Genomic DNA, 24,700 nt, shown 5'->3' with positions numbered 1-24,700 from the left:
ATGCGCCAATTAATAATTATTGATAAATGAAACTACTTCGAATTTATTTACTGTGTTTTTAATAAGAAAAAATTGTTATCATTGAATGAATAATGGCGCTATTATCCACTCTGACAAGCACGTCGCCAATTTATGTTAACCGTCTCCTTTATGGACAAAGGAAATAGCATGACTAATTTATTAGCCAACCCGCTCAATTTAAATGGATTTGCTTTTATCGAATTTGTCACCGATGACCCGGAAGCACTGTCGACATTATTCATTTCTCTCGGATTTACCTGTGTTGCACACCATCGTCACCGTGCTATTTCGCTGTTTCGACAAAATAATATCAACTTCCTTGTGAATAATACCGCTACAGGTTTTCCGCGAACCTTTTTGCAGGAGCACGGTGCAGGGGCCTGCGGTATGGGGTTTTATGTCAAAGATGCGCACCAGGCCTATGAACAGGCGCTGTTGTCCGGTGCCAGACCTGTAGAACAGGCCGCCAACCCTGGTGACATTCAGGTACCGGCTATTGAGGGAATTGGTGGTTCAAAAATCTATTTCATCGAGAAATATCATTCTGATATCGATATCTTTGATATCGAATTTTCATTTATTCCCGGGGTGGAAAAAAATCCGAAAGGATTCGGGCTGCACACCATTGACCATCTGACTAATAATGTCTATCAGGGAAGAATGAATTACTGGTCTGAATTCTATAGCCGGATATTTAATTTCCAGCAAATTCGTTATTTTGATATTGCAGGCGAATACACCGGTTTGCACTCAAAAGCCATGGTCGCACCAGACGGAAAAATTCGTATTCCGCTGAATGAAGAAGCCGAAGGCAGCAATGGGCAAATCCAGGAATTCCTGCGTCGGTTTAATGGCGAAGGGATCCAGCATATCGCCATGCAAACCGATGATATTCTGACGACGCTCGATCAGTTGCGTCAGGCGGGATTACCGCTGATGACCGCGCCGTCCGATACCTATTACCAGATGGTGGAAGAGCGCCTACCTGGCCATGGCCGGGATACTGCCGCGCTGCAAAAACGCGGTATTTTGCTTGATGGCAACACCCATAACGGGCAGAAGAAACTACTGTTGCAGATTTTCTCGGAAACCCTCATCGGCCCTCTGTTTTTTGAATTCATCGAGCGGGATGGTGACGAGGGCTTTGGTGAAGGTAACTTCAAAGCATTGTTCGAATCCATGGAGCGCGACCAACTGGCGCGCGGGGAAATCAAAGTCACGACAGAAGCGGTCTAATCCCCCGCTTGTATCAGGTGCGGCCTTGCAGAGCAGCGCAAGGCCCCACGGTCTGAATACCGCTCATCTACCAGCAGCATTAGCGATTAGCGCAACGGATACTCCTGGCTATTCCTGTGCCAGTTGTTTCAGACTGTCACCTTCCAGCCGGTAGCGGATCCACTCGTTTTGTGGGGCAGCCCCCAGACTGTCGTAGAAATCGATGGCGGGCTGATTCCAGTCCAGCACACTCCATTCCAGCCGCCCGCAACCGCGTTCAACCGCCAGACGCGCAATGTATTTCAGCAACGCTTTACCCGCGCCATAGCCACGATAATGTGGCGAGACATACAAATCTTCCAGATAAATACCGTTGCGCCCAAGCCAGGTGGAGTAACTACTGAAGAACACCGCAAACCCTATTGGCTCGCCGTTCCATTCGCAGATCAGTGCCTCGGTAGATGCACCTTCACCAAACAGCGTTTGCTCAATCTCCTGCTGATTGGTCTTCACCTCATGCAGCGCTTTCTCGTACTCTGCCAACTCACGAATAAAACTCAGGATGGTGGCGGAATCCTGCTGCACCGCCCAACGGATATGTAAGGTCATAAGAAGATCCCAGTGAATCAAAGTGGAAACGATAACCGGGAAGTGAGAAACGGGAAAGAGAAAACGCCACCTTCCCGCATCGTCATATCAGTAAGACATCAGGACTCGTCGTCCAGACGCGAGGCTTGTCGGCTGCACACCAGCCATACACCGACAATAATTAGCGCAATAGCCAGCAGCTTGCCGGTACTAAACGTATCAGGGAAGATGGGCATCGCCACCGCCAGTCCCCATACCAGCACATAGCTGAGGCTCAGCAGTGGGTAAGCCCGGCTTAGCGGCAAAAAACGCAGGGCGTTAAACCAGCTCAGCATTGAGAATGCATACGCCGCCAGCCCCAACAGCACCGCCGCCGCCGCGATCGGTAATACCATCATGGCGAACATAAACGGCAACGGTTCCGTCAATGAGGGAAGCTGAGACATTCCCCATTTCATCGACAGCTGTGCCGCACTCACCAGCAACACGCTCAACAACGCCCATCCATAGCCTTTCACGCGCTCCCTCCCATCAAGATGACACCGATAACAATCAGCGCGATGCCTGCCCATTGCCGCAGGCTGATGGCTTCCCGCCATAGCCAACGTGCGGCCAGTGCAACCAGAATGAAATTCAGGCTCAGCATCGGATACGCCACGCTCACCGCCACACGTTGCAGCACTGCCAGCCACAGCAGCATTGCCAGCCCCAGTAACAACAGGCTTACTCCCATCCATAACAGAATATGGGCACGACGTGAACGGCCGCCGCTCTGCCAGCTGGCGGCCTGTTTCTGGCTAAGCTGACCGGCGCAGGTCAACAAACTGACCAGCAAAATCAGCAGGTAATTGATCATTGCTGGCGATACCACAATAAGGCAATACGCCCTTTACGGTCAGTGTAATCCGCAGGTGGTAATCCGGTGATCGGATCAGTTGCCGAAGAGAATATCAACACCAACGAGACATTACCTTCACGGCGATGCGCCGCCAGCCAGTCGGCAAATTCGCTGGCAGAGACCATGCGATCCGCGCTGTCTGGATACGACAAGCCATATTCCAGCTCACCCTGATTATCGTACATCAGAATATCGCTACGCTTTTGTTCCCAGGCCGCTGCCGACGCGATACCCACACTGTTGGCCAGAATGTAACGACTCTCTGCCAGGTGAGAGGCCACCTCCGGTGCGCGCAGAAACCACTGCGGATGTTTACTCTCCATCACTCGCTGCGGGATCGCCATGCCAACCAGCAACGCAATACCCAGCGGGCAGACCGCCGCCCAATGCCAGCGCGTTGCCGCCTGACGCGACGTCCACCAACCGATCAACCCCCAGAACAAAAACGCGACAACGCCCAACGCCACCTTGGCGCCTTCCTGAGGTTGAAAGAGCGGACGATGCGACAGCCCCCACGGGGCCAGTACCAGTACAACAATCAACGCACACAGCACACCAAACGCCAGATTGATCCAGCCGTTGACGGTGAGCATCTTCGGGCTAAGCAGCGTGGTGGCACGTCGGGCCATCAGAATCGCCAGAGGTGCGAAACAGGGCAGAATGTAAGTCGGCAGTTTTCCTTTGGCGATGCTGAAAAACAGGAATGGCATCACCACCCAGCCTAACAGGTAAAACGCACCGCTCTGCTGACGCCGCTCGCGCCACCCCTGTAGCAATGACGACGGCAGCAAGGCCAGCCACGGCAATACCCCCGCAACCAACACTGGTAGGTAGTACCAGAACGGCGCTTTATGCTGAGCATTCTTAGAGTCGGCGAAGCGCTGAATGTGCTCAATCCAGAAGAAGTAATGCCAGAAATCCGGCTCCTGGCGCGCGATAGCCAGCGCCCACGGTAGCGACACCACTACCGCACTGATAATCGCCAGCGGACCATACAGCAGCACCTCTTTCCAGCGCCGCTCCAGCGTCACCCACGGCAGCACAGCAATCACCGGCACCGCCAACGCCAAAAAGCCCTTGGTCATGAAGCCCATGCCGCACACTACGCCCAACAGCAGGTAACCACCGATTTTACTGCTGCGAGTAGTGGCCTGCGCGGCTCCCCAGAAACTGCACATCGCCGCCGCCAGCCACAAGGTGACGATGGGGTCGAGCACCGCATAGGTACCGATGCCATAGACCAAAAAACAGCTCAGGTAGATAGCCATCGCCAGCAGCGAGGTACGCCGCTGCTGCCATAACCGCTGTGTCAGCCAGTAAATCAGTCCTGCCGTCAGCAAGATGGAAAACACCGAACCGGCACGCACACCGGCGTTATTGTCTCCCAGCAGCCACTGGCCGATATTATTCACCCAGTAACCGGCGATCGGTTTTTCAAAATAGCGAATACCCAGAAAATGTGGGGCAATCCAGTTGCCGCCCGCCAGCATTTCCCGGCTGATCTCCGCATAACGGGTTTCATCCGGTTGCCATAACAGACGGCCATTGAGGGGAATAAAGTAGTAGAGCAGTAACAACGCCAGCCATAGCGTTGTTTGACGTGCGTATTTCATCAGGCCGCCTCCACGGTCTGCTGACACCCCAACCAGCCATCGCGTCCGGCGAGAGAACCCCGCACCACGCGTCCGACCGGCAACGTAGTGGTATCATCCGGCAGCAATTCACTGAGCGGACAAAAGCGAATGCCTTCCTGCTCCGCCAGAGCCAGCAACTCGCTGAACTGATCGCTCATCACAATACCTTCCACTTCGGCATGGATGGTATAGACCGGTGTACCCTGATCCTGATGGATTTTATCCAGAATATAGCGGTTGAAATCAGCGGCATTAGTTTCCCGGCCGACCGCTTCATCCCAGGTGGGCAACGTGACCGGAATCTGTACCGTACCGGTGCTGCCGTCGTTAAGTAACGGGCGAAACGGTGCCGTGCCGCGACAATCGCTGTTGTAGCGAAAGCCAAACCGCTGTTTGGCTTCGACGGCGGTTTGATCCGCACGCCAGCCTGCTACCGCGGAGCAGATGACCGGTTCGCCGGTAATCGACTGCAACGCGTCGTAGGCAAGCTTGATCTGTTGTTCCATTTTGGCCTGATCCCACACTCCAGCCCAGGTTTGCCAGGCGAAGTGATCCCAGGCGTGCAACCCGACTTCATGTTGCCGGGACGCGGCAACAATCGGGTCCGGCAGACCACGGCCGATCACCCGGCCCGGCCAGGCGGTGCCCGCCAGCAGGATATCCCAGCCATACAGCGATGCTGCGCGCGAGCGCAGCATCTTCCACAAAAATACCGGGCGGATCAGGCGCCAGAGATGGCGCCCCATGTTGTCGGGACCGACACTGAAGAAAAAGCTGGCCCGAACGCCATAGACGTCCAGCAACTCCAGCAAGCGGGGGACTCCCACCCGCGTGCCGCGCCAGGTATCAACGTCGATCCGTAACCCTACTTTTCTCATTCGCCGTCCTGACTGAATTGACCGGTTTCAACAGTCTGGAGGAAGAAGTCCAGCGTTTCAGCCACGGTTTTTTCCATCTCGATAGTCGGCTGCCAATGCAACAGGCGCTTGGCGTTGCGGATGCTGGGCTTACGATGCTCCACATCCTGATAGCCTTTACCGTAGTAGCTGCTGCTTTCTACTTCACGGAAACCGGCGAACGGCGGGAACTGGTTACGCAGCGGATGCTTCTCGAAGCTCTCCAGCAGCATTTCCGCCAGTTGGCGAATGCTCGCTTCGTTTTCCGGGTTACCGATGTTGATGATCTGGCCATCACATACGCCGTCTTTATTCTCAATGATGCGGAACAGCGCTTCGATACCGTCTTTGATGTCGGTAAAGCAGCGTTTCTGACGACCACCATCAACCAGCTTGATAGGCGAGCCTTCCACCAGGTTCAGGATCAACTGGGTGATAGCACGAGAACTGCCGATACGCGCGGCATTCAGGTTATCCAGACGCGGTCCCATCCAGTTAAACGGACGGAACAGGGTGAAACGCAGCCCTTCTTTTTCGCCGTAAGCCCAGATAACGCGGTCCAACAGCTGTTTAGATACAGAGTAAATCCAACGCTGTTTGTTGATAGGCCCGACAATCAGGTTTGAGTTGTCTTCGTCGAATACCGGGTCGGTACACATGCCGTACACTTCAGAAGTGGACGGGAAAATGATGCGTTTTTTGTACTTCACGCAATCACGAATGGTTTTCAGGTTTTCTTCGAAATCCAGCTCGAACACACGCAGCGGGTTGCGGGTATATTCGATAGGCGTGGCAATCGCCACCAGCGGCAGCACCACGTCGCATTTCTTGATGTGGTATTCGATCCACTCTGAGTGGATGCTGATGTCCCCTTCCACGAAGTGGAAGCGCGGGTTATCGAGGAAACGCTCGATAGCATCGGAGCTGATGTCCAGACCGAACACTTCGTAGTTATCTTCCTGCAACAGACGCTCGGTCAGGTGGTTACCGATAAAGCCATTCACCCCGAGGATCAGCACACGGGTACGACGCTTCACACTCACCACCGGCGAGTTGTTGAGGATAGCGCCGCTCACCAGACCCAGGCTTTGGGCCAGTTGCGCGCCTTGCAGATAAATACCGTTATCCCCCTGACCGGTCACGATCTCCAACGCGTCGTTACCGCAAGCAACCACCAGCGGTGACGTGCTCAGCACGGTGCCCGGTTTGGCAGCGGCAAAGTCAGTACGCACTTTCGCCTGCCAGATAATGAACTTGGTAGTACCGACAAAGCTAAATGCGCCCGGCCACGGCTCGGTCACCGCACGTACCAGGTTGTACAGCGCACGTGCCGGTTTCTGCCATTCAATGCGGCCATCTTCCGGAGTACGGCGGCCCACATAGGTAGCCTGGCTTTCGTCCTGCGGAATATCATTCGCTTTACCTGCCGCGATAGCCGGCAGGTGGTCTTGCAGCAACTGGCTGGCGACGTCACGCAGCTTATGATGCAGACTCAGCGCGGTATCGCTTTCGTCGATAGCAACACGCTGTTGTGCCACGATATTACCGGCATCGGCACGCGCAACCATACGGTGCAGGGTGACGCCGGTTTCAGTTTCGCCGTTAACCAGCGCCCAGTTCAGCGGTGCCCGGCCACGATAACGCGGCAGCAGCGAACCATGCAGGTTGTACGCGCCATGGGCTGCACTTTGCAAAATAGCGTCGCTCAGCAGGTGGCGATAGTAGAAGGAGAAAATCACGTCCGGCGACATCGCGGCGATGCGCTCCACCCACAGCGGGTGGTTGACGTCTTCCGGCGCGAATACCGGGATACCCAGTTCCGCTGCGGTACGGGCTACCGATCCAAAAAACTGATTTTCCGCGGGATTATCCGCATGGGTAAATACCGCTTCTACGGTATAGCCCGCCGCCACCAACGCGCGGAGTCCCACGCAGCCAAAATCATGATAGGCAAAAACAACTGCTTTCATTCTTCATTGTCCTGTTCAGAAAATCGTGGATCATTGCCAACAATACGTTGAATAAAATAGCGGGGACGCGCGCGAACATCGTTGTAGATTCGTCCGATATATTCCCCAAGTAGCCCCATGCCGACGAACTGGGCGCCGATAAAGGAAAACAGGATGGCAAACAGTGTGAACACACCGTCCGCTGCCCAGGCTGCGCCGAAAAACAGACGCATCAGAATCAACAACAGCGCCAGCGTGAAACCGGAAATCGCAATGACGCTGCCCACAACGCTCAACAAACGCAGCGGTGTCGTTGTCAGGCAGGTCACCAGGTCGTACATCAGGTTAATCAGTTTCATGAAGCTGTATTTGGAGTCACCAAACTCACGCTCAGAATGACGCACCAGAATTTCAGTCGTGCGACGGGCGAAGGTATTAGCGAGAATCGGGATAAACGTACTGCGTTCATGGCAGTGCAGCATCGCGTCGATGATATGGCGGCGATAGGCACGCAACATACAGCCGTAGTCATTCATCGCCTTGCCGGTAGTACGCTGAATCAGGTGGTTGATCATGCGGGACGCGGTTTTGCGAAACCAGCTGTCCTGACGATTCTCACGGATGGTGCCCACCACGTCATACCCTTGCTCCGCCGTGCTCACCAGTCGGGGAATCTCTTCCGGCGGGTTTTGCAAGTCGGCATCCAGCGTGATGATAAGATCGCCCGATACATGGCTGAACCCCGCCATGATCGCCGAATGTTGGCCGTAGTTACGATTGAGGATCACCGCCACCACATGGCTGCCCGGTGCCTGCGCGGCTTCGGTCAGCATTGCGGCTGAATTGTCGCTACTGCCATCATCGACCAGCAGGATTTCATAATCCTGGCTCAGTTGCTCACAAGCGGTGGCAGTACGACGAATCAGTTCCGGCAGGCTTTCCTGCTCGTTGAAAACCGGGATCACCACCGAGACTTTATTAATTGCTTCCATGTCTGACATCAGTGTTTCCCCGCCAGTTCAGTCAACGCCTCTACCACCCTGTCCACATCCTCGTCATGCATATCCGGGAACAGCGGCAGGGAGCAGATACGCGCTGAGTTCCAGTCGGTATTCGGCAGATGCAGGTTAGTGAAACGCTCACGGTAATATTTCTGGGTATGTGCAGCGCGGAAATGCAAGCCGGTGCCGATATTACGCTCTTTTAACGCCTGCATCAGGCCGTCGCGATCGATACCGCAACGCGCTTCATCTACCCGAATAATAAACAGGTGCCAGGCGTGCTGATGCGGCCATGACGGCAGCGACAGCGGCTGGAATGGCAATGATGCCAATTTTTGTAGATAGCGCTGGGCCAGCGCTTCGCGGCGGGCATTATTAGCAGCAAGTTTGTTCAGTTGTACCAGCGCAATCGCCGCACTGATATCCGGCAGGTTGTATTTGAAGCCCGGCGACACCACTTCCGCCTGCGGCGCACGTCCCTGCACCATGCGATCAAAGGCATCGACCGCCAGACCGTGGAACTTGAGGCTACGAATGCGGTTGGCCAGTTCGTCGTCGTCCGTTACCACCAGACCGCCTTCAGCGCAGGTCATATTTTTGATGGCATGGAAGGAGAAAATCGCCGTACCTTCGCCGCCGACGTGATGACCACGGTAGTAAGTACCAGCCGCATGGGCTGCATCTTCAATTACCGGAATGCCATGGCGACGACCGATGTCTCGAATCGCGTCGATATCCGCTGGCGCGCCAGCATAGTGAACCGGGATAATGGCTTTGGTTCGGGGAGTAATGGCCGCTTCAATCGCTTGTGGTGTCACCATCAGATTGTCGCGATCCACATCCACCATGACCGGTTCAGCACCGAGCAGAACGATCATATTCAGGGTGGAAACCCAGGTCAGCGACGGTGTAATAACCTCATCGCCCGCGCCGATCCCCAGCGCCATCAAGGTGACATGCATGCCACCCGTCGCAGAACTCACGGAAATGGCGTGTTTCGCACCGGCCAGTGCAGCAAACTGTTGTTCCAGTTCCTGATTTTTAGGGCCAGTGGTAATCCATCCGGAACGGAGAACCTGCTCGACTGCGGCAAGCTCTTCCTCACCTAACGCGGGGCGTGAGAAAGGTAGAAAATCAGCCATGTAAAAATTCACTCTCAGGTTAAATCGATGATTGTTGGTATGGCGAGATAATATTTTAAACGCTCTGGTAACACCGCCGTCCCGCCATCAGAATCGAGTCTGGGGATAAACACGTCAGGGGAAACCACTCCTTAGGTCCTTGCGCAGCATAAGTAGAAAAGCAATCAGTGACAGACTATGGCTATCAATAATATCACCTGTCTGACAATTAGCAGACGAGCATAACGCAGATTTCTTAGTTGAATATTAAGACGCTTTTTTTCAGGCGATGTTCAACCCGCAAGACCACAATTCACGGTGCAAACGCTATTCTGCTATTCGCAAAACAAATCCACTCTATGGGAGGATAACAAGCTATGCTTAAACCCATCATCAATAAAAATAAAGTTCAAGATGATAGTCACGCATATAAGCACACGAAATATAATATTTTTTCGTGATAAACATCACGCAGACATCAAAACAAGACAATAATTACGATTTCTTGCAATATTATTAATGCCCATCGAAATAGAAATAAATCTTATTTATACCGATTGCTTATCTTGCTATGAAATTTACCAGACTGCACAATGCATTGCGAAATAGTAAACAGATAGAGCACGTTACTTTCACTTCAGCCGCGACCGCTCTCTCGATTTTCCCTCATATCCTTTAATTATCATGAACAAAGCATAGCCAGATTTTATGATATGACAACCAGACATGGGTAGTTTTAAGAATAAGTATCTTCTTAGAAGATAGTCGCGGGCTAAATATAGCTTGCATAAAAAAGCCAGGCATGGTATTAGACCTGGCTTTTTAAATAAAAGACAAGAAATTATTTAGTTTCTTTGCCATACATCGGCGAACGTGGGCCGTATAACAAAGAAGAAGGACCACCAGCCGTCAACAAACGCGCACTGGTGATGCCAGCAATGTCATGACCTTTGTCAGTCACACTATTCGCAATCTGTGCAACCGCAGCCTGAACCAACAAACCAACAATGCCGCCATTAGAATTATTCGACTGTTGTTCACTGGTGGAAGCAGTAGCGCTACCTTTCCAAATTTCTTTACCATTACGCAGATCCACCAAGCGAGCGCTTGCTGTCACGCGGGTTTCACTATCAACAACCATGTACTTTGAACCATAATCAGTGATATCAAGGTACAATGCTGCATCCGCGCCGAAAATCTGGTGCAGTTTCGCCACACTGACAGCCTGAATATCCTGAGCCGTCGTCAAACCGTTCTGTTTAAACGTTTCGTCCGTCACTGCAACAGGCAGCACATAATATCCAGACTCGGCTAACGGGTAGGTTACCTGACTAAGAAAACTGGAGCCTGCTTTCACATCAGGAGAATGATTCAGCGGTGGTAGTACCAGGATAGTTCTAGGTTTACTTTGTTTGAATGCAGTGTAGTCATAAGGTTGCGGCTTGGCACACCCTGTAAGGACCAGCACACCCATCAGGCTGATTAATGCTAAGAAACGGTTCATTGATTATTTTCCTTTATTCTTGCTCAACAGAAAGTCCATGAAGGGGGCGGATTCAGGGAATAATGATTTTTCCGTCTCGAACTGCTGACGGGCATCCACACCACGACCGGTTTTGGCATACAGCAGACCAAGTTGAGCATGTAATCCTGGCGGCACGGGTTTATTCTGTGATTTAGCAACGTCTATCGATTTCTGCAACGACGCGATCTGCTCCTCTGGACTTGTCTTATCTTGCTGATAATATTGATAAATTGCATTCTGATAATTATCCCAGCTATAGATAGTCTTAGGAGAGGAAGCACATCCTGCCAGCAAAGTCGCCGCCAACAACAGCACAGTCTTTTTATTGAATAACATTATTATTTTCCCGTTCTTTTAATTCGATGGACGCCAGGCGCCGCTTTCAATACCAGCGACCAGATTGTTGACCGCTTCACGAATCGCTAAATCCAGCACTTTGCCATTCAGTGTTGAGTCATAACTGGCCGTACCGCCAAATCCAACGATTTCGCGGTTAGACAGCGCATACTCCCCCGCCCCTTGAACGGAATACACCACTTCAGAAGTCTGAACATTCACGATGTTCAACGTGGTCTTGGCATAAGCAATCTGGGATTTACCTCTTCCCAAAATCCCCCACAGTTGCTGATCACCGACTTCCTTACGGCCGAACTCCGTAACGTCGCCGGTCACAACGTAATTAGCGCCTTTTAATGTTTGTGTCTGACCTTTAATGCCAGCTTCTGTTTTCAGCTCGTCCATGTTGGTACGATCGAGCACATTAAAACGTCCTGTTTGCTGCAAATGGCTGACAAGAATGGTTTTAGCCTGATTGCCTAAACGATCTACACCATCGGAGAAAATGCCATTCATATAGTTGGTACGATTTTCAAACTTCCCAACTGAAATCGGGCTGCGGACGCCTTGATAAGACGTGTTGTAGGAGGCAACTTTAGGTGTTTCCACGGTACGTGAAGACTCTGTGGCACATCCGCCCAGCAAGGTGGCGGAAATGACCATAGAACAAAAAACGACCTTTTTATTCATAGACCAATCCCTTATTTAATCTCTTGTTATACCGTTTAGCGTTCATCATGAAGAGGCGGATACCCGACTGATAGCGCCAGCATCCAGCTAACGGCGGAGACTATTATGCTTAACGTAAAGATAAGTAACCACATATTTCACGCACAAAACTAATCGATTATCATTAAAAAATATAAATATGTTCATGGGTATTGTTCAGGTAATAAACCTTCCGCTACTTATTGTTCTTCAGTAAAAATTTCCATCTTTTTTGATAACTGCATGAAATTTTTTGGTTATTTTTACCTCACTTTATCTGTTCTATATCAAGATTTACGCCGATCCGAGCCGTTAGGATAAACGTCATTAACTGAGGGGATCGTTATTTTTTCTCCTGACGAGACAGGTACCAGGCCCCTTCCAGAATCACTTTTTCAGTGACCCGCTCAGACTGATTTCGTCTCTTTTCTTCTGCCCCGGCAGACAATGCCGACGTCATACAGCCTGTAATCACAACAGACATCCCGCATCGATTAAGTTAGTGAATACTTACTTAATTCGATAAGGGCTCGCCTGAAAATGTGTGCGGGTCATAAGCACACCCATGCTGTACATGTCGGGAGAGGATATGAATCAGTTTGTTATCGCAAATGCGAAGGATTGTATTGGCTGTAATGCCTGCGAGATTGCCTGTGTGATTTCCCACAATCACGGGCGTTATCCGGAAAACAGGGAAGATTTTCACCCCCGAATCAGGGTTTATCATCAGGGTGATCAACACACGGCGGTCACCTGCCGCCATTGTGAGGACTCACCTTGTGCCAGGGTATGCCCCACACAGGCGCTGGTCAGAAAACAAGACGGTATTCAACTGATCGCCGAAAAGTGCATTGGCTGCAAAACTTGTGTACTGGCGTGTCCGTTTGGTGCCATCACCGTCGAAAATCAGGCGCAGGGTGCCAGCGCGCATAAATGCGATCTCTGCATCGGTCGCCCGGAAGGGCAAGCCTGTGTAGAAGCCTGTCCCACACAAGCGCTTCATCTTGTAAGTGAACACTCACTTGAAGAGCAACGTAGGGAAAAGCAATTGCGTATGGCGCAAACCGGTATCCCCGGCACGCCGCGGGCTATTCCCACCTTTGCCGCCACGGCGTGCCGTCCGCTGGACAATAGGAAGCACTGGCCACGCCGGGATGCCGTCAAAAAACCGCTGGAAGAACGGGTCGCCACGTTTAACGAAATCTATCATGGCTTCGACGCCGAACACGCTCACGATCAAGCCAGCCGCTGCCTGCATTGTGGTCAGAGCGCCATCTGCGAATGGACCTGCCCACTGCACAATAACATCCCCGCGCTACTGCAACTGGTGCAGGAAGGACGCATTCTCGATGCCGCCGAGTTGTCACACCGTACCAGCAGCTTGCCGGAAATCTGCGGTCGGGTCTGCCCACAGGACAGGTTATGCGAAGGTGCCTGTACGCTGGGCCGGGGTTATGGCGCCGTAACTGTCGGTAATATCGAGCGCTATATCACCGATACCGCGATGAGCATGGGCTGGCAGCCAGACCTAAGCCGGGTTACCCCCACCGGCAAACGCGCGGCCATCATCGGTGCCGGACCAGCAGGCCTGGCGTGTGCCGACGTACTGGCACGCCACGGCGTACAGGCGGTGGTCTTTGACAGGCATCCTGAAATTGGCGGGTTACTGACCTTCGGTATTCCGGCTTTCAAACTGGATAAATCGGTGTTGGCACGGCGTCGGGAAATATTCAGCGCGATGGGGATCGAATTTCGCCTGAATACCGAAGTCGGCACCGATATCAGTATGACGCAGTTACTGGCGGAATTTGACACGCTGTTCCTTGGCGTCGGCACCTACCGCTCCATGAAAGCTGGTCTGGAAAATGAGGATGCCCCCGGCGTCTATGATGCGCTACCGTTCCTGATAGCCAATACCAAGCATGTGATGGAGTTACCGGCATTACCCAATGAGCCTTATGTATCAATGCAAGGTAAGCGAGTGTTGGTACTGGGCGGCGGCGACACCGCGATGGACTGCCTGCGCACGTCGATTCGTCAGGGAGCGACCTCCGTTACCTGCGCCTATCGGCGTGATGAAGCCAACATGCCGGGCTCACGTAAAGAGGTGAAAAACGCCCGTGAAGAAGGCGTGGAATTTATCTTCAATGTTCAGCCACTCAAGATTTACCTGAACGATGATGGGGCAGTTTGCGGTGTCGGCCTGATTCGTACTGAAATGGGTGAACCGGACGCCAGCGGTCGTCGTCGGCCCAAACCCGTGCCAGGCTCTGAATTCGTGCAGCCTGCAGACGCGGTGATCACCGCATTTGGGTTCCAGACGCACAGCATGCCGTGGCTACAACATGCCCATATCTCGCTGGACCGCTGGGGCCATATCACGACGGCACCTGTTGATGACAGATACCCCTGCCAGACCAGCCATCGGCAGGTATTCGCTGGCGGTGACGCGGTGCGGGGCGCTGATTTGGTAGTCACCGCTATCGCAGATGGTCGTAAGGCTGCACAAGGTATGCTGCGAGTGATGGGGCTGGAGAGTCAGGACATGTCACTGCCGGTCAGTACGATGGCACAACAGGAGAATCGGTTATGAATCAGTTTGTGATCGCAGACGCCGCCAAATGTATTGGTTGTCGCACCTGCGAGATTGCCTGTGCTGTCGCACACGCCGGTGGCAACCAACAAAAATTGAATAAATCGCATTTTTTTCCGCGCCTTAAAGTAATAAAAAATGCTAACGTGAGTACACCAGTACTGTGTCATCAGTGTGAAAACGCCCCCTGCGCCAGCGTTTGTCCGCACGATGCGCTGGTGCGGCATCAAGACAGTATTCAGGTAATTTCATCGCGGTGTATTGGCTGTAAAAGTTGCGTAATCGCCTGTCCGTTCGGCGCCATCGATGTGGTGACGCCCGCATTCGACGGCGAAACATCTGCCCCCTCGCTATCAGGCAGTGAAGTTCATAAATGCGACCTGTGTATCGGCGTTGCCGATAGCCCGTCCTGTGTTCGTGTGTGCCCAACATCGGCCTTAACACTGGTAACACCGCAGGCGCTGGCCGAGCGGGTTTATGAAAAGCAGCAATGCTCTGCATGGAATCACGCAGATATCCGTCTGCGCTGAAGTCTTTATTTGCCCGTGATGCCAGGATGCGTTCACGGGCATGCCGCACTGTGTTGACATGATGTGATGTCAGTCCGATTTTGTTTCAAGCAAAATAAAATCAGTTTTAATAAAAAGTGCTTTTTGACGTATTCTGCTTAAACAAGGATAATTATCGCCGATTTCTCCGTCAGTTTTTCTTTGGCACGGATATTTGTCTGACCATTTGCGTCGGAAGTAAACTTCACCGAGCAGTTATTCTACTAAAAATTATCAGGTTTTTTTCGTTGGCATCATGGAGTGAATATGACCTGTCATTTCGTCAGGTGGGCAAGCACGGAAGCGTTACCCGATCTGCAACGGTTATCGGATGACCTGATTTCATCCACGCACAGCTTTTCAGTGAAACGCCGCGAGCGTTATCTGAAGAGCCGCGCGCTGTTGGCAGAAATGATGTTTTATTTTTTCGGTTATCCAGTACTTCCACCTTTAATGGTCTCGCCTAATGGCAGGCCTTGTTTTGTCGATCCGCATCTCCCCGACTTCAGCCTTGGCTACGCAGGAAATACCATCGCAATCCTGCTGAGCGAAGAAGGTAAAGTGGGAATGGATGTGGAAATTGTCCGCGTCTGGAGTCGTGAAACGCCCCCCCACCTGCAAACACAGACCCACGCAGAAAAAGCCTGGATTGACGCTCAGATAGATCCGCTGGAAGCGGCTACCCAACTGTGCACCATCCGTCAGTCGGTACTGAAAATTCCCGGCTTCAACATCGGAGGGCCGGAATCGCTCAAATTGCATCCCGCCTCAGGTCGCCTGCGCTCCCGGCATATTCCGGATGTGGAAGTGATAAGCGACATCGATGATTACCTGGCCTGGGCTTGCGCCCATACCCCGCGTCTTGATCGCTTGGTGATGTGGAATTACACCTCGGCTTACGGCATGCGCAAATCCGGTGAAATCATCCAGCAACAGCGTCAGTCGCGGCGTTATATCAAACTCAGCAGCCACGCGACGGAAAACGCGTTTGCGCAGTATGTGATGTGACAGGCAAGGCAAGGCAAGGCAAGGCAAGGCAAGGCAAGCGCAGGAAAACATTCCAGCAATGACATCATCAATAGCGAGCCGGGTTACCCCGGCTCACCGATGATTAGTGGGCGTCGATAAACACGATCTTCAGCAGGAACAACACCGCAACAACAATCACACACGGGCTGATGTCGCGCCAGCGACCCGTTGCCGCTTTCATCACCGCATAGGAAATAAAGCCCAACGCGATACCTTCTGTGATCGAGAAGGAGAACGGCATCATCACGGCAGTCACAAACGCCGGTACGGCTTCGGTCAAATCGTCCCAGTTGACGCGGGCCAGACTGGACGTCATCAGCACACCAACATAAATCAGCGCACCCGCGGCTGCATAGGCCGGTACCATCCCAGCCAGCGGCGACAGGAACATCACCAACAGGAACAATATCCCCACCACGACGGCTGTCAGGCCGGTACGGCCACCGATGGAAACACCGGAAGAGCTTTCGATATAGGCAGTCACGGACGACGTACCGATAAATGACCCTACCACCGAACTGATACTGTCGACATACAGCGCCTGTTTCATCTGCGGGAATTTACCGCGAGCATCCACCAGGCCTGCTTTATCAGTCACGCCAATCAGCGTGCCGGAAGAGTCAAACAGGTTCACCAGCATGAAAGAGAAAATCACCCCGGACAGACCGATATTCAACGACCCGGCCAAATCAACCTGCCCGACGACATTGCTGACGCTCGGCGGCATGGAAAATACGCCGGTAAATTTCACATCCCCCAACAGCGCGCCCAGCAGCGTGGTGACCGCGATGGAGATCAACACCGCCGCATGAATATTGCGCGACGCCAGCACCACGATAATGAAAAAGCCCAGCACCCCCAACAGCACGCTATGTGAGGTCAGCTTGCCGACCGACACCAGCGTTTCCGGGTTCGGCACGATAATCCCAGCGTTTTTCAGGCCAATCATGGCGATAAACAGACCGATACCGCTGGCGATACCCAAGCGCAAACTGAGCGGAATATTGGCGATCATCCAATAGCGAACCTGGAATACCGTCAACAGCAGGAACCCTACCGAGCCCCAGAAGATAGCGCCCATCGCAACCTGCCACGGCAGGCCCATGGTGCCGACCACAACGAACGCGAAAAAGGCGTTCAGGCCCATGGCAGGTGCCAGTGCAACCGGCAGGTTAGCCAGCAAACCCATGAAAATACTACCAAAAGCAGCGATAAGACAGGTGGTAACAAACACCGCTTTGGTGTCCATTCCGGCCGCGCCCAGAATCTGCGGGTTAACGAAAACGATATACACCATCGTCAGGAAAGTCGTGAACCCGGCAATGGTTTCAGTACGAACGGTGGTGCCGTGTTGCTTCAATTTGAACACGCGCCCCAACAGCCCTTGCTCAGCAACGGAACCAGACTGAGATTTATCCATGATAAATGACCCAAAGAGAAGAAAGGAAAGATAATCGCCCGGTATCCTATACCAAAATACGGAGCAGTTAACGCACCCGTCGGCTTTTTTTTCCCAGCGATAACTATTTTCTATATCTCCTGCCTGTTCGCTGCGTTTTCCCCTTACTTCCTGACGGGAAAACGTTTGTCCGCTACAGAAGTCACACCCCGTAACCTGCTTATTTGCGCAACCATCGCATTCTCCAGTCAGTCAGGTAAAGTGGGGGTTTTGGTCCCCTGATAAGGAACGCCCATGTCCCGGATTGAATGCGTATTTTTCGACTGTGACGGTACGTTGGTCGACAGCGAAGTCATCTGCTGCCAGGCCTACATCAATATCTTTATTCCCCACGGCGTACAGCTACCGCTGGATGAAGTCATCAAAACCTTTAAGGGAATGAAGCTCTACGACATTATCGACTGCATCAGTGAACGTTTTGGTCTGACGGTTTGTGTGCAAGACATGGAGCGTCATTTCCGTCAGGAGGTCGCGCGGCTTTTCGATCTTTCACTACAGCCGATCCCTGGCGTGAAAGAGGTACTGACAGCGCTTCGGACGCCGAAAGCGGTCGTCTCCAATGGTCCGGTCAGCAAAATGCAACATTCACTCGGGTTAACTGGCTTGTTGCCGTTTTTTGGCGAGCATCTATACAGTGGCTACGACATCGGTAAATGGAAGCCGGACCCGGCGTTATTGCATCACGCCGCACAACAGATGGGGGTAACGGTGGAAAACTGCATTCTGGTGGAGGATTCCGTCTCCGGCACACAGGCTGGCATCGCCGCCGGGATACCGGTGTTCTACTACTGTGCTGACGAGCATAACGCGCCTATCCATCACCCGTTGGTGACGATGTTTCACGACATGACCCAGCTACCCACGCTGTGGCAGGAAAAGGGATGGTCGTTGACGACAGCCCCTTGATGCTACCACAAGCCTGCCCTGCCTGATGCGTCAGGCCACTTCACGCAATGGGGATTCGGGTACGCCAGTTGCCCGCCGTCGCCACACTCGCCAGCGACGGGCAGGTTTCGGCCCGGCGTGAAAACGCCGACTGACCCCCTGCGCCAGCAGATCCAATGACAGACAAAAAATAAAATAGACCAGCGCGATAAACAGAAACACTTCTGTTGGGTAAACCATACTGCGGTTATTCACCTGCGTTGCCAGAAACGTCAGTTCACCGACACCGACAATGTAAGCCAGCGATGTGTCTTTAATCAGGGAAATCCACTGATTGATGAACGACGGCACCATCATGCGCAGTGCTTGCGGCAATACGATATGCCACAGTGTTTGCCAACGCCCCAACCCGAGCGACATCCCCGCCTGCCACTGACCCAGGCCTATCGCCATGATGCCCGCTTTCACGCCATGTGCCAGATAAGCCGACGCGATCAGCGCCAGTGCACATACCACCGTCGTGATTTCGGGGATATCGACGCCAAACACGATAGGCAACAGAAAGTAAGTCCAAAAGATCAGCATGATCACCGGAATTGCCCGGAAAAACCCCAACACTACAGCCAACAACCCGCCAGCCCAGCCGCGCAACATCGCCAGCGCAACCCCCAGCACCGTTCCCAGCATTGCCGAGGTCAGTCCGGCCATCAGGCTAAGCACCAACGTTAATGCTGCGCCCCCCAACGGGCCATCAGGATAGGTGCCCCACATCAGGTAGCTAAAATTGTCGCGAATGATTGAAAAATCCATCTCAATGCCCCCTGACTGGCTGCCGATGCTGACGCCACTGTCCCCAACCTTCCATCAGGGCAATCACCGCGATATACAGCACTGTAGCAACGCCAAACGCCTGAAAGGTGCGCAGCGTTTCCGTTTCCACCTGCCGGGAGGCGTAAGACAGCTCTGCCACACCGATGGCCATCGCCAGCGATGAGTTTTTGACAACGTTCATATACTGACCGAGTAACGGTGGCAGAGCGATACGCAGCGCCTGTGGCAACACCACATAGCGCATCGCCTGCCAGCCAGTTAGCCCTAACGCGCAGGCGGCATACTTCTGACCGCGCGCCACACCAGCGATACCGGCACGTACCTCTTCAGCGATAAACGCTGCAGAATACAGCGTCAGGCCAAACAACCCGGCCAGGAACTCAAACGACGGCATGTTCAGCCCCACTAGCGGAATCACATGCGGGCGGTTAAGCCATTGCATTACGCCCTCTGGCAGCAACTGGGCCGCACCGAAATACCAGAAAAACAATTGCACCAGCAGCGGGGTATTACGAAACAACGCGCAATACGCTATCACCGGCCAGCGTAGCCACCGCGTACGGCTGTCACGCCCGGCGGCCAGTATCAGGCCTGACAGCGTTGCCAGCACCCCAGTCGCCGCCGCAATACCCAGCGTGACCTGAAACCCCTGCCACAGCCATTGCAGATACTGAGGTGCCAGCAGCGTGTCAGCCAGCCATTGTTGAAAAGATTGAGCAGTTATCATCAGCAAGAAGGCCTCTGGGAGAAAACCAGAGGCGAGCCATTTTCAGGTAAGAAATCCGTAACATCACCACCGGACAGCGAAGGCTGTCACCACGCACTGAATGTCGCAACAAACTGGATATCGCAACGAACTTAAGCCTTGGGCTGTTGTTCCAGCGGTGCAATCTTGAAGTCACCGCGCGGCTGGGCAGATGGTGTTTGCGGCCCAAACCAACGGTTATAAATCTTCACAGCGTCGCCCTGTTTTTCCAGATTCAGCAGGATATCGTTAACTTTCTGCGTCAGACGATCTTCCCCTTTCGGCAGGCCGATACCTTGATACTCTTTGGTGATGCTAAACGGAGAAATTTCAAAATCGGCTTTCTGCGCCGGTGCCAGATTGCCCAGCAGGCCAACCAGTTTGGCGTCATCCTGCGTGATAGCCTGTACGTTGCCGTTACGCAGTGCGGCGAATGCCAGCGGGGTATCGTCGTAAGAAATCACTTTCGCGGTCGGGTAATGTTCACGCAGGGTGATTTCCTGCACGGTACCTTTATCCGCACCAATGCGCAGGTTTTTAAGGTCATCCGGCGTTTTCAGCACGCCTTTGCGGGCGATGAATTTCTGCCCGGTCGCAAAGTAGGGCACACTGAAATTGACTTGTTTAGCGCGCTCATCGGTGATGGTGAAGTTGGCGGCGATCAGATCGACTTTTTTCGAGGTCAGCAACGGAATACGGTTAGCCGGGTTGGTGGCACGCAATTCCACCTTGACGCCGAGCGCGTTACCGATGGCTTGTGCGACGTCGACATCGTAACCCACCAGTTTTTTACTCTGCGGGTCGACATAACCAAACGGTGGATTGCTGTCGAATACCGCGACTTTCACGACACCGGCTTTCTGGATGTCATCCAGCTTGTCAGCCTGCGCGTTACCCGCCAGAGAAACCAAACCCGCCAGAAGAGAAAATGCCAAAAGAGATTTTTTCATTTTTTTATCCGCCTGTAGCCATTATTTATAAAGAATGATGAGTGGATAACCACTTGTTAATTCAATAAATGCAGGCTAACAGCGGCTACAGCGCGCCGGAAATAATATAAACACCCATAATATGAACTTATGTTATATCCGCTCAGTGGCAACCCCCGCTGACGGCAACGGCGACACCACATTACTTATGACAACGCCCCGAAAACGGGGCGTTGTGTATGCATCGGGAAACCAGCCGGGCTTATTCCGGTTGCCGCGTTTCCGGTTTGTCGGCATCGTTCTGTGCCAGCATTTTTTCCAGTGCGTCGCCACCCAGATGACGAAAATCCTGGCCTTTGACGAAGTAGAAAATGAACTCGCAAATGTTCTGGCAGCGGTCACCGATACGCTCGATGGAACGGGCACAGAACAAGGCGGTCAGTACGCTGGGAATGGTGCGGGAGTCTTCCATCATGTGGGTCATTAACTGACGCACAATGCCTTCGTACTCTTTATCCACCTTCTTGTCTTCCATGTAGATGCGTTTGGCTTCATCCAGATCCATACGGGCAAACGCGTCCAGCACATCGTGCAGCATCTGCACGGTGTGGTTACCCAGCGACTCCAGGCTCACCAGCAGCGGCTGATGCTGGTGAGAGAACTTCTCCAGCGCGGTGCGGCAGATTTTATCCGCCACATCACCGATACGCTCCAGCTCGGAAATCGTCTTGATGATCGCCATGACCAGACGCAAGTCACTGGCCGTCGGCTGGCGCTTGGCGATAATACGCACGCACGCCTCGTCGATAGCCACTTCCATCATGTTGACTTTAGAGTCACCTTCGATCACGCGCTGTGCCAATTCCGCGTCCCGGTTATGCATCGCGGTGATGGCGTCGGTCAGTTGCTGTTCCACCAGCCCGCCCATGGTCATAACCTGAGTACGAATGCTTTCCAGCTCGGCATTAAACTGACCGGAAATATGTTTGTTTAGATTGAGATTTTCCATGATACTCCCGTAATCAACCGTAACGACCGGTGATGTAATCTTCGGTCTGTTTCTGCCGTGGCGCGGTAAACAGAGTATCGGTATCGCTGAACTCAATCAGCTCGCCCAGATACATAAACGCCGTATGGTCGGAACAACGCGCTGCCTGTTGCATGTTATGCGTCACGATCACCACGGTATAGTCTTTCTTCAATTCAGAAATCAGCTCTTCGATGCGGCCGGTAGAGATCGGATCCAGCGCCGAACAGGGCTCATCCAGCAGCAGCACGTCCGGACGAATGGCGATGCCGCGAGCGATACACAAACGCTGTTGCTGACCGCCGGACAAGCTGTAACCGCTCTGGTGCAACTTATCCTTGGTTTCCTGCCACAGTGCCGCTTTGGTCAGCGCCCACTGAACGCGTTCGTCCATCTCTGCACGCGACAGCTTTTCAAACAGCTTCACCCCAAAGGCAATATTGTCGTAAATAGACATCGGAAACGGCGTCGGCTTCTGGAACACCATCCCCACCTTAGCGCGCAGCAACGCGATATCCTGGCTATCGGTCAGAATATTGTTGCCATCTAGCAGAATATCGCCTTCGGCACGCTGCTCAGGGTAGAGCTGATACATTTTATTCAGGGTACGCAGCAAGGTAGATTTACCGCACCCCGACGGCCCGATAAAAGCCGTCACCTGATTTTTGGCAATATCCAGCGTGATGTTTTTCAGCGCATGAAATTTTCCATAATAGAAGTTCAGATTGCGCACCTGGATTTTGCTGGCGGATGTCTCTGTGACCATACTCATCAAGACTTCTCTCTTCTGGCGAACGCCGCCTGTGCGACGCCCGGATATTCATTTAATGTTGCGTTATTAAGGTGTCTTTTTAGCGCGCTGTTAATGTGATTTTTTGGCGAACAGCACACGCGCCAGAATGTTCAGCACCAGCACACACAGGGTAATCAACAATACCCCGGCCCACGCCAGCCCTTGCCACTCTTTAAACGGACTCATCGCAAATTTAAAGATGGTGACCGGCAGGTTGGCAATCGGCTGCATCAGATCCGTACTCCAGAACTGGTTCGACAGCGAGGTAAACAGCAGCGGTGCGGTTTCCCCGGCGATACGCGCTACCGCCAGCAACACCCCGGTGATGATGCCGGATACCGACGCTTTCAGGGTAATGGCCGAGATCATCTTCCATTTCGGCGTCCCCAGTGCGTAAGCCGCTTCACGCAGACTATCCGGCACCAGTTTCAGCATGTTTTCCGTGGTACGGATAACGATAGGCACCTGCAACAGCGCCAGCGCAATCACCCCGGCCCAGCCAGAGAAGTGTTCCATCTTGGCCACAACCAGCGTGTAGACGAACAGCCCCACCACAATCGACGGTGCTGACAGCAGGATGTCGTTAATAAAGCGAATCACTTCCGCGATCAGCGACTTGCGGCCGTACTCTGCCAGGTAGACGCCCGCCAGAATCCCCAGCGGCGTGCCAAACAATGTTGACCACAGAATTAACAGCCCACTGCCGACAATCGCGTTGGCCAAACCACCACCCGCCGTATTCGGCGGCGGCGTCATTTCGGTAAACAGCGACAGCGACATGCCGTCAATGCCTTTAGTCACGGTGGACATCAGAATCCACACCAGCCAGAACAAGCCAAACGCCATGGTCAGCATCGACAAAAACAGCGCAACGCGGTTTTTCTGGCGACGCCAGGCCTGCATCTTGCGGCGGGTTTCCATCGTGTCAGAACGGTTTTCAATACCAATGCTTGCCATTAGCGTGCTCCTTCGTTTTTAGCCAGACGCATGATCATCAGCTTCGAACAGGCCAGCACGATAAACGTAATCACAAACAGGATCAGGCCCAGCTCCATCAACGCGGCGGTATGCAACCCGGTATCCGCTTCGGCAAATTCGTTAGCCAGCGCAGAGGTGATACTGTTGCCCGGCATATAAAGCGAGAAACTATCAAACTGGTACGTGTTGCCGATGATAAACGTCACCGCCATGGTTTCGCCCAACGCACGGCCCAGTCCCAGCATCACGCCGCCAATCACACCGTTTTTGGTGAACGGCAACACGATGTGCCAGATAACTTCCCAGGTGGTACAACCGATGCCATACGCCGACTCTTTCATCATCACCGGCGTTTGCTCGAACACATCGCGCATCACCGCGGCAATGTAGGGGATTATCATGATAGCCAGAATCACCCCGGCGGCCAGAATACCGATACCGAACGCCGGACCGGAAAACAGCGTGCCGACCAGCGGAATACTGGAGAGCACGTTACCCACCGGCTGTTGGAAATATTTAGCGAACAGCGGGGCGAACACGAACAACCCCCACATGCCGTAAACGATGCTGGGGATAGCCGCCAGCAATTCGATAGCCACACCCAGCGGACGTTTCAGCCAACCTGGCGCCAGTTCTGTCAGGAACAATGCGATACCGAAACTGATGGGGATGGCGATAATCAGCGCGATCAGCGAGGTCACGATGGTGCCGTAAATCGGTACCAGCGCGCCAAATTGTCCGGCGGGCGCATCCCACTCTTTGGTCCACAGAAAGGAGAAACCAAACGTTTTGATGCTTGGCCATGAGGCAAAAATCAGGGAAACGATAATTCCGCCCAGCAGCAGCAACGTCAACAGGGCCGCCAGTCTGACCAGCGCCCCGAACAGTATGTCGCCCTGTTTTCCCGGAGGTGTAATAGTTGGCTTTTGCTCAGCCATACGTCTCTCTTCTTTCAGATAACTACGTCTTTGCGATAATTGGGGGAGCCCCC

At 53.1% G+C, this 24,700-nt stretch carries 25 protein-coding genes; 5 read left to right on the top strand and 20 right to left on the bottom strand.

Annotated features, from left to right (window positions below):
• Positions 1-168: 168 nt before the first annotated feature.
• On the top strand, positions 169-1,257 hold the full coding sequence (hppD, locus tag LF929_RS20965; RefSeq protein ID WP_226092777.1) for a 4-hydroxyphenylpyruvate dioxygenase: 1,089 nt from the start codon (positions 169-171) through the stop codon (positions 1,255-1,257).
• Positions 1,258-1,365: 108 nt separating this feature from the next.
• Here hppD and LF929_RS20960 read toward each other — a convergent pair whose 3' ends face one another.
• From LF929_RS20960 to LF929_RS20905, 12 genes are all read right to left on the bottom strand, one after another.
• A complete protein-coding gene (locus LF929_RS20960) occupies positions 1,366-1,845 on the bottom strand; it encodes a GNAT family N-acetyltransferase (protein ID WP_226092776.1) in 480 nt (159 codons plus the stop codon).
• Positions 1,846-1,943: 98 nt separating this feature from the next.
• Positions 1,944-2,342, bottom strand: a complete 399-nt coding sequence (arnF, locus tag LF929_RS20955; RefSeq protein ID WP_038906139.1) for a 4-amino-4-deoxy-L-arabinose-phosphoundecaprenol flippase subunit ArnF — start codon at positions 2,340-2,342, stop codon at positions 1,944-1,946.
• Entirely contained in the window at positions 2,339-2,680 is a 342-nt protein-coding gene (gene arnE, locus LF929_RS20950; protein ID WP_038906138.1) for a 4-amino-4-deoxy-L-arabinose-phosphoundecaprenol flippase subunit ArnE, read from the bottom strand. The genes arnF and arnE overlap by 4 nt, the downstream gene beginning before the upstream one ends.
• Positions 2,677-4,335, bottom strand: coding sequence for a lipid IV(A) 4-amino-4-deoxy-L-arabinosyltransferase (gene arnT, locus LF929_RS20945; protein WP_038909407.1), 1,659 nt, complete (start codon positions 4,333-4,335; stop codon positions 2,677-2,679). Before arnT ends, arnE begins: the two co-directional genes overlap by 4 nt.
• Positions 4,335-5,234 carry a 4-deoxy-4-formamido-L-arabinose-phosphoundecaprenol deformylase gene (gene arnD / locus LF929_RS20940; RefSeq protein WP_012886792.1) on the bottom strand — a complete coding sequence of 300 codons (900 nt, stop codon included), beginning with the start codon at positions 5,232-5,234 and terminating at the stop codon, positions 4,335-4,337. Before arnD ends, arnT begins: the two co-directional genes overlap by 1 nt.
• Complete coding sequence (arnA, locus tag LF929_RS20935; RefSeq protein ID WP_038909405.1) at positions 5,231-7,222, bottom strand: bifunctional UDP-4-amino-4-deoxy-L-arabinose formyltransferase/UDP-glucuronic acid oxidase ArnA; 1,992 nt, start codon at positions 7,220-7,222, stop codon at positions 5,231-5,233. Before arnA ends, arnD begins: the two co-directional genes overlap by 4 nt.
• Positions 7,219-8,202 carry an undecaprenyl-phosphate 4-deoxy-4-formamido-L-arabinose transferase gene (arnC, locus tag LF929_RS20930; protein ID WP_226092775.1) on the bottom strand — a complete coding sequence of 328 codons (984 nt, stop codon included), beginning with the start codon at positions 8,200-8,202 and terminating at the stop codon, positions 7,219-7,221. The genes arnA and arnC overlap by 4 nt, the downstream gene beginning before the upstream one ends.
• Positions 8,202-9,344 (bottom strand): UDP-4-amino-4-deoxy-L-arabinose aminotransferase, encoded by a 1,143-nt coding sequence (arnB, locus tag LF929_RS20925; protein ID WP_226092774.1) that lies wholly within the window; start codon positions 9,342-9,344, stop codon positions 8,202-8,204. The genes arnC and arnB overlap by 1 nt, the downstream gene beginning before the upstream one ends.
• 820 nt (positions 9,345-10,164) lie before the next feature.
• Positions 10,165-10,827, bottom strand: a complete 663-nt coding sequence (locus tag LF929_RS20920) for a DUF799 domain-containing protein (protein WP_038909404.1) — start codon at positions 10,825-10,827, stop codon at positions 10,165-10,167.
• Between the two features lie 3 nt (positions 10,828-10,830).
• Positions 10,831-11,184 carry a DUF4810 domain-containing protein gene (locus LF929_RS20915; RefSeq protein ID WP_038909403.1) on the bottom strand — a complete coding sequence of 118 codons (354 nt, stop codon included), beginning with the start codon at positions 11,182-11,184 and terminating at the stop codon, positions 10,831-10,833.
• Between the two features lie 18 nt (positions 11,185-11,202).
• Entirely contained in the window at positions 11,203-11,874 is a 672-nt protein-coding gene (locus tag LF929_RS20910) for a CsgG/HfaB family protein (protein ID WP_038909402.1), read from the bottom strand.
• Positions 11,875-12,235: 361 nt separating this feature from the next.
• Complete coding sequence (locus LF929_RS20905) at positions 12,236-12,367, bottom strand: hypothetical protein (RefSeq protein WP_264084700.1); 132 nt, start codon at positions 12,365-12,367, stop codon at positions 12,236-12,238.
• 114 nt (positions 12,368-12,481) lie between these two features.
• Here LF929_RS20905 and aegA point away from each other — a divergent pair, with 114 nt between their 5' ends.
• The 3 genes from aegA (at position 12,482) to LF929_RS20890 (ending at position 16,041) form a co-directional block, all read left to right on the top strand.
• Positions 12,482-14,485, top strand: a complete 2,004-nt coding sequence (aegA, locus tag LF929_RS20900) for a formate-dependent uric acid utilization protein AegA (protein WP_226092773.1) — start codon at positions 12,482-12,484, stop codon at positions 14,483-14,485.
• Positions 14,482-15,015 carry a 4Fe-4S dicluster domain-containing protein gene (locus tag LF929_RS20895; protein WP_012886787.1) on the top strand — a complete coding sequence of 178 codons (534 nt, stop codon included), beginning with the start codon at positions 14,482-14,484 and terminating at the stop codon, positions 15,013-15,015. Before aegA ends, LF929_RS20895 begins: the two co-directional genes overlap by 4 nt.
• Before the next feature lie 285 nt (positions 15,016-15,300).
• Entirely contained in the window at positions 15,301-16,041 is a 741-nt protein-coding gene (locus LF929_RS20890) for a 4'-phosphopantetheinyl transferase superfamily protein (RefSeq protein WP_038909399.1), read from the top strand.
• A 103-nt stretch (positions 16,042-16,144) separates the two neighbouring features.
• Here LF929_RS20890 and LF929_RS20885 read toward each other — a convergent pair whose 3' ends face one another.
• On the bottom strand, positions 16,145-17,482 hold the full coding sequence (locus tag LF929_RS20885) for an NCS2 family permease (RefSeq protein WP_019844263.1): 1,338 nt from the start codon (positions 17,480-17,482) through the stop codon (positions 16,145-16,147).
• A 273-nt stretch (positions 17,483-17,755) separates the two neighbouring features.
• On the opposite strand from LF929_RS20885, the gene yieH reads away from it, so the two are divergent.
• A complete protein-coding gene (gene yieH / locus LF929_RS20880) occupies positions 17,756-18,427 on the top strand; it encodes a 6-phosphogluconate phosphatase (protein ID WP_038909398.1) in 672 nt (223 codons plus the stop codon).
• A gap of 30 nt (positions 18,428-18,457) precedes the next feature.
• Here the strand turns inward: yieH and LF929_RS20875 are convergent, their stop codons facing one another.
• From LF929_RS20875 to pstC, 7 genes are all read right to left on the bottom strand, one after another.
• Entirely contained in the window at positions 18,458-19,216 is a 759-nt protein-coding gene (locus LF929_RS20875) for an amino acid ABC transporter permease (RefSeq protein WP_038909397.1), read from the bottom strand.
• 1 nt (position 19,217) lies between these two features.
• Positions 19,218-19,964, bottom strand: coding sequence for an amino acid ABC transporter permease (locus tag LF929_RS20870; RefSeq protein WP_210176874.1), 747 nt, complete (start codon positions 19,962-19,964; stop codon positions 19,218-19,220).
• A gap of 131 nt (positions 19,965-20,095) precedes the next feature.
• The gene (locus tag LF929_RS20865; protein WP_016941642.1) at positions 20,096-20,932 is read right to left on the bottom strand and encodes an ABC transporter substrate-binding protein; all 837 of its coding nucleotides are present in this window, start codon (positions 20,930-20,932) and stop codon (positions 20,096-20,098) included.
• Positions 20,933-21,173: 241 nt separating this feature from the next.
• Positions 21,174-21,920, bottom strand: coding sequence for a phosphate signaling complex protein PhoU (gene phoU, locus LF929_RS20860; RefSeq protein WP_038906125.1), 747 nt, complete (start codon positions 21,918-21,920; stop codon positions 21,174-21,176).
• Between the two features lie 13 nt (positions 21,921-21,933).
• Complete coding sequence (pstB, locus tag LF929_RS20855) at positions 21,934-22,710, bottom strand: phosphate ABC transporter ATP-binding protein PstB (protein ID WP_012886779.1); 777 nt, start codon at positions 22,708-22,710, stop codon at positions 21,934-21,936.
• Positions 22,711-22,800: 90 nt separating this feature from the next.
• Entirely contained in the window at positions 22,801-23,688 is an 888-nt protein-coding gene (gene pstA, locus LF929_RS20850; RefSeq protein WP_016941644.1) for a phosphate ABC transporter permease PstA, read from the bottom strand.
• Entirely contained in the window at positions 23,688-24,647 is a 960-nt protein-coding gene (gene pstC, locus LF929_RS20845; protein WP_016941645.1) for a phosphate ABC transporter permease PstC, read from the bottom strand. The genes pstA and pstC overlap by 1 nt, the downstream gene beginning before the upstream one ends.
• Positions 24,648-24,700: the final 53 nt, after the last annotated feature.

The sequence above is a fragment of the Dickeya oryzae genome, assembly GCF_020406815.2.
GTDB lineage: Bacteria > Pseudomonadota > Gammaproteobacteria > Enterobacterales > Enterobacteriaceae > Dickeya > Dickeya oryzae.
The sequence above is the reverse complement of the archived record's forward strand: the minus strand, read 5'-3'. Positions and strand labels throughout refer to the sequence as shown.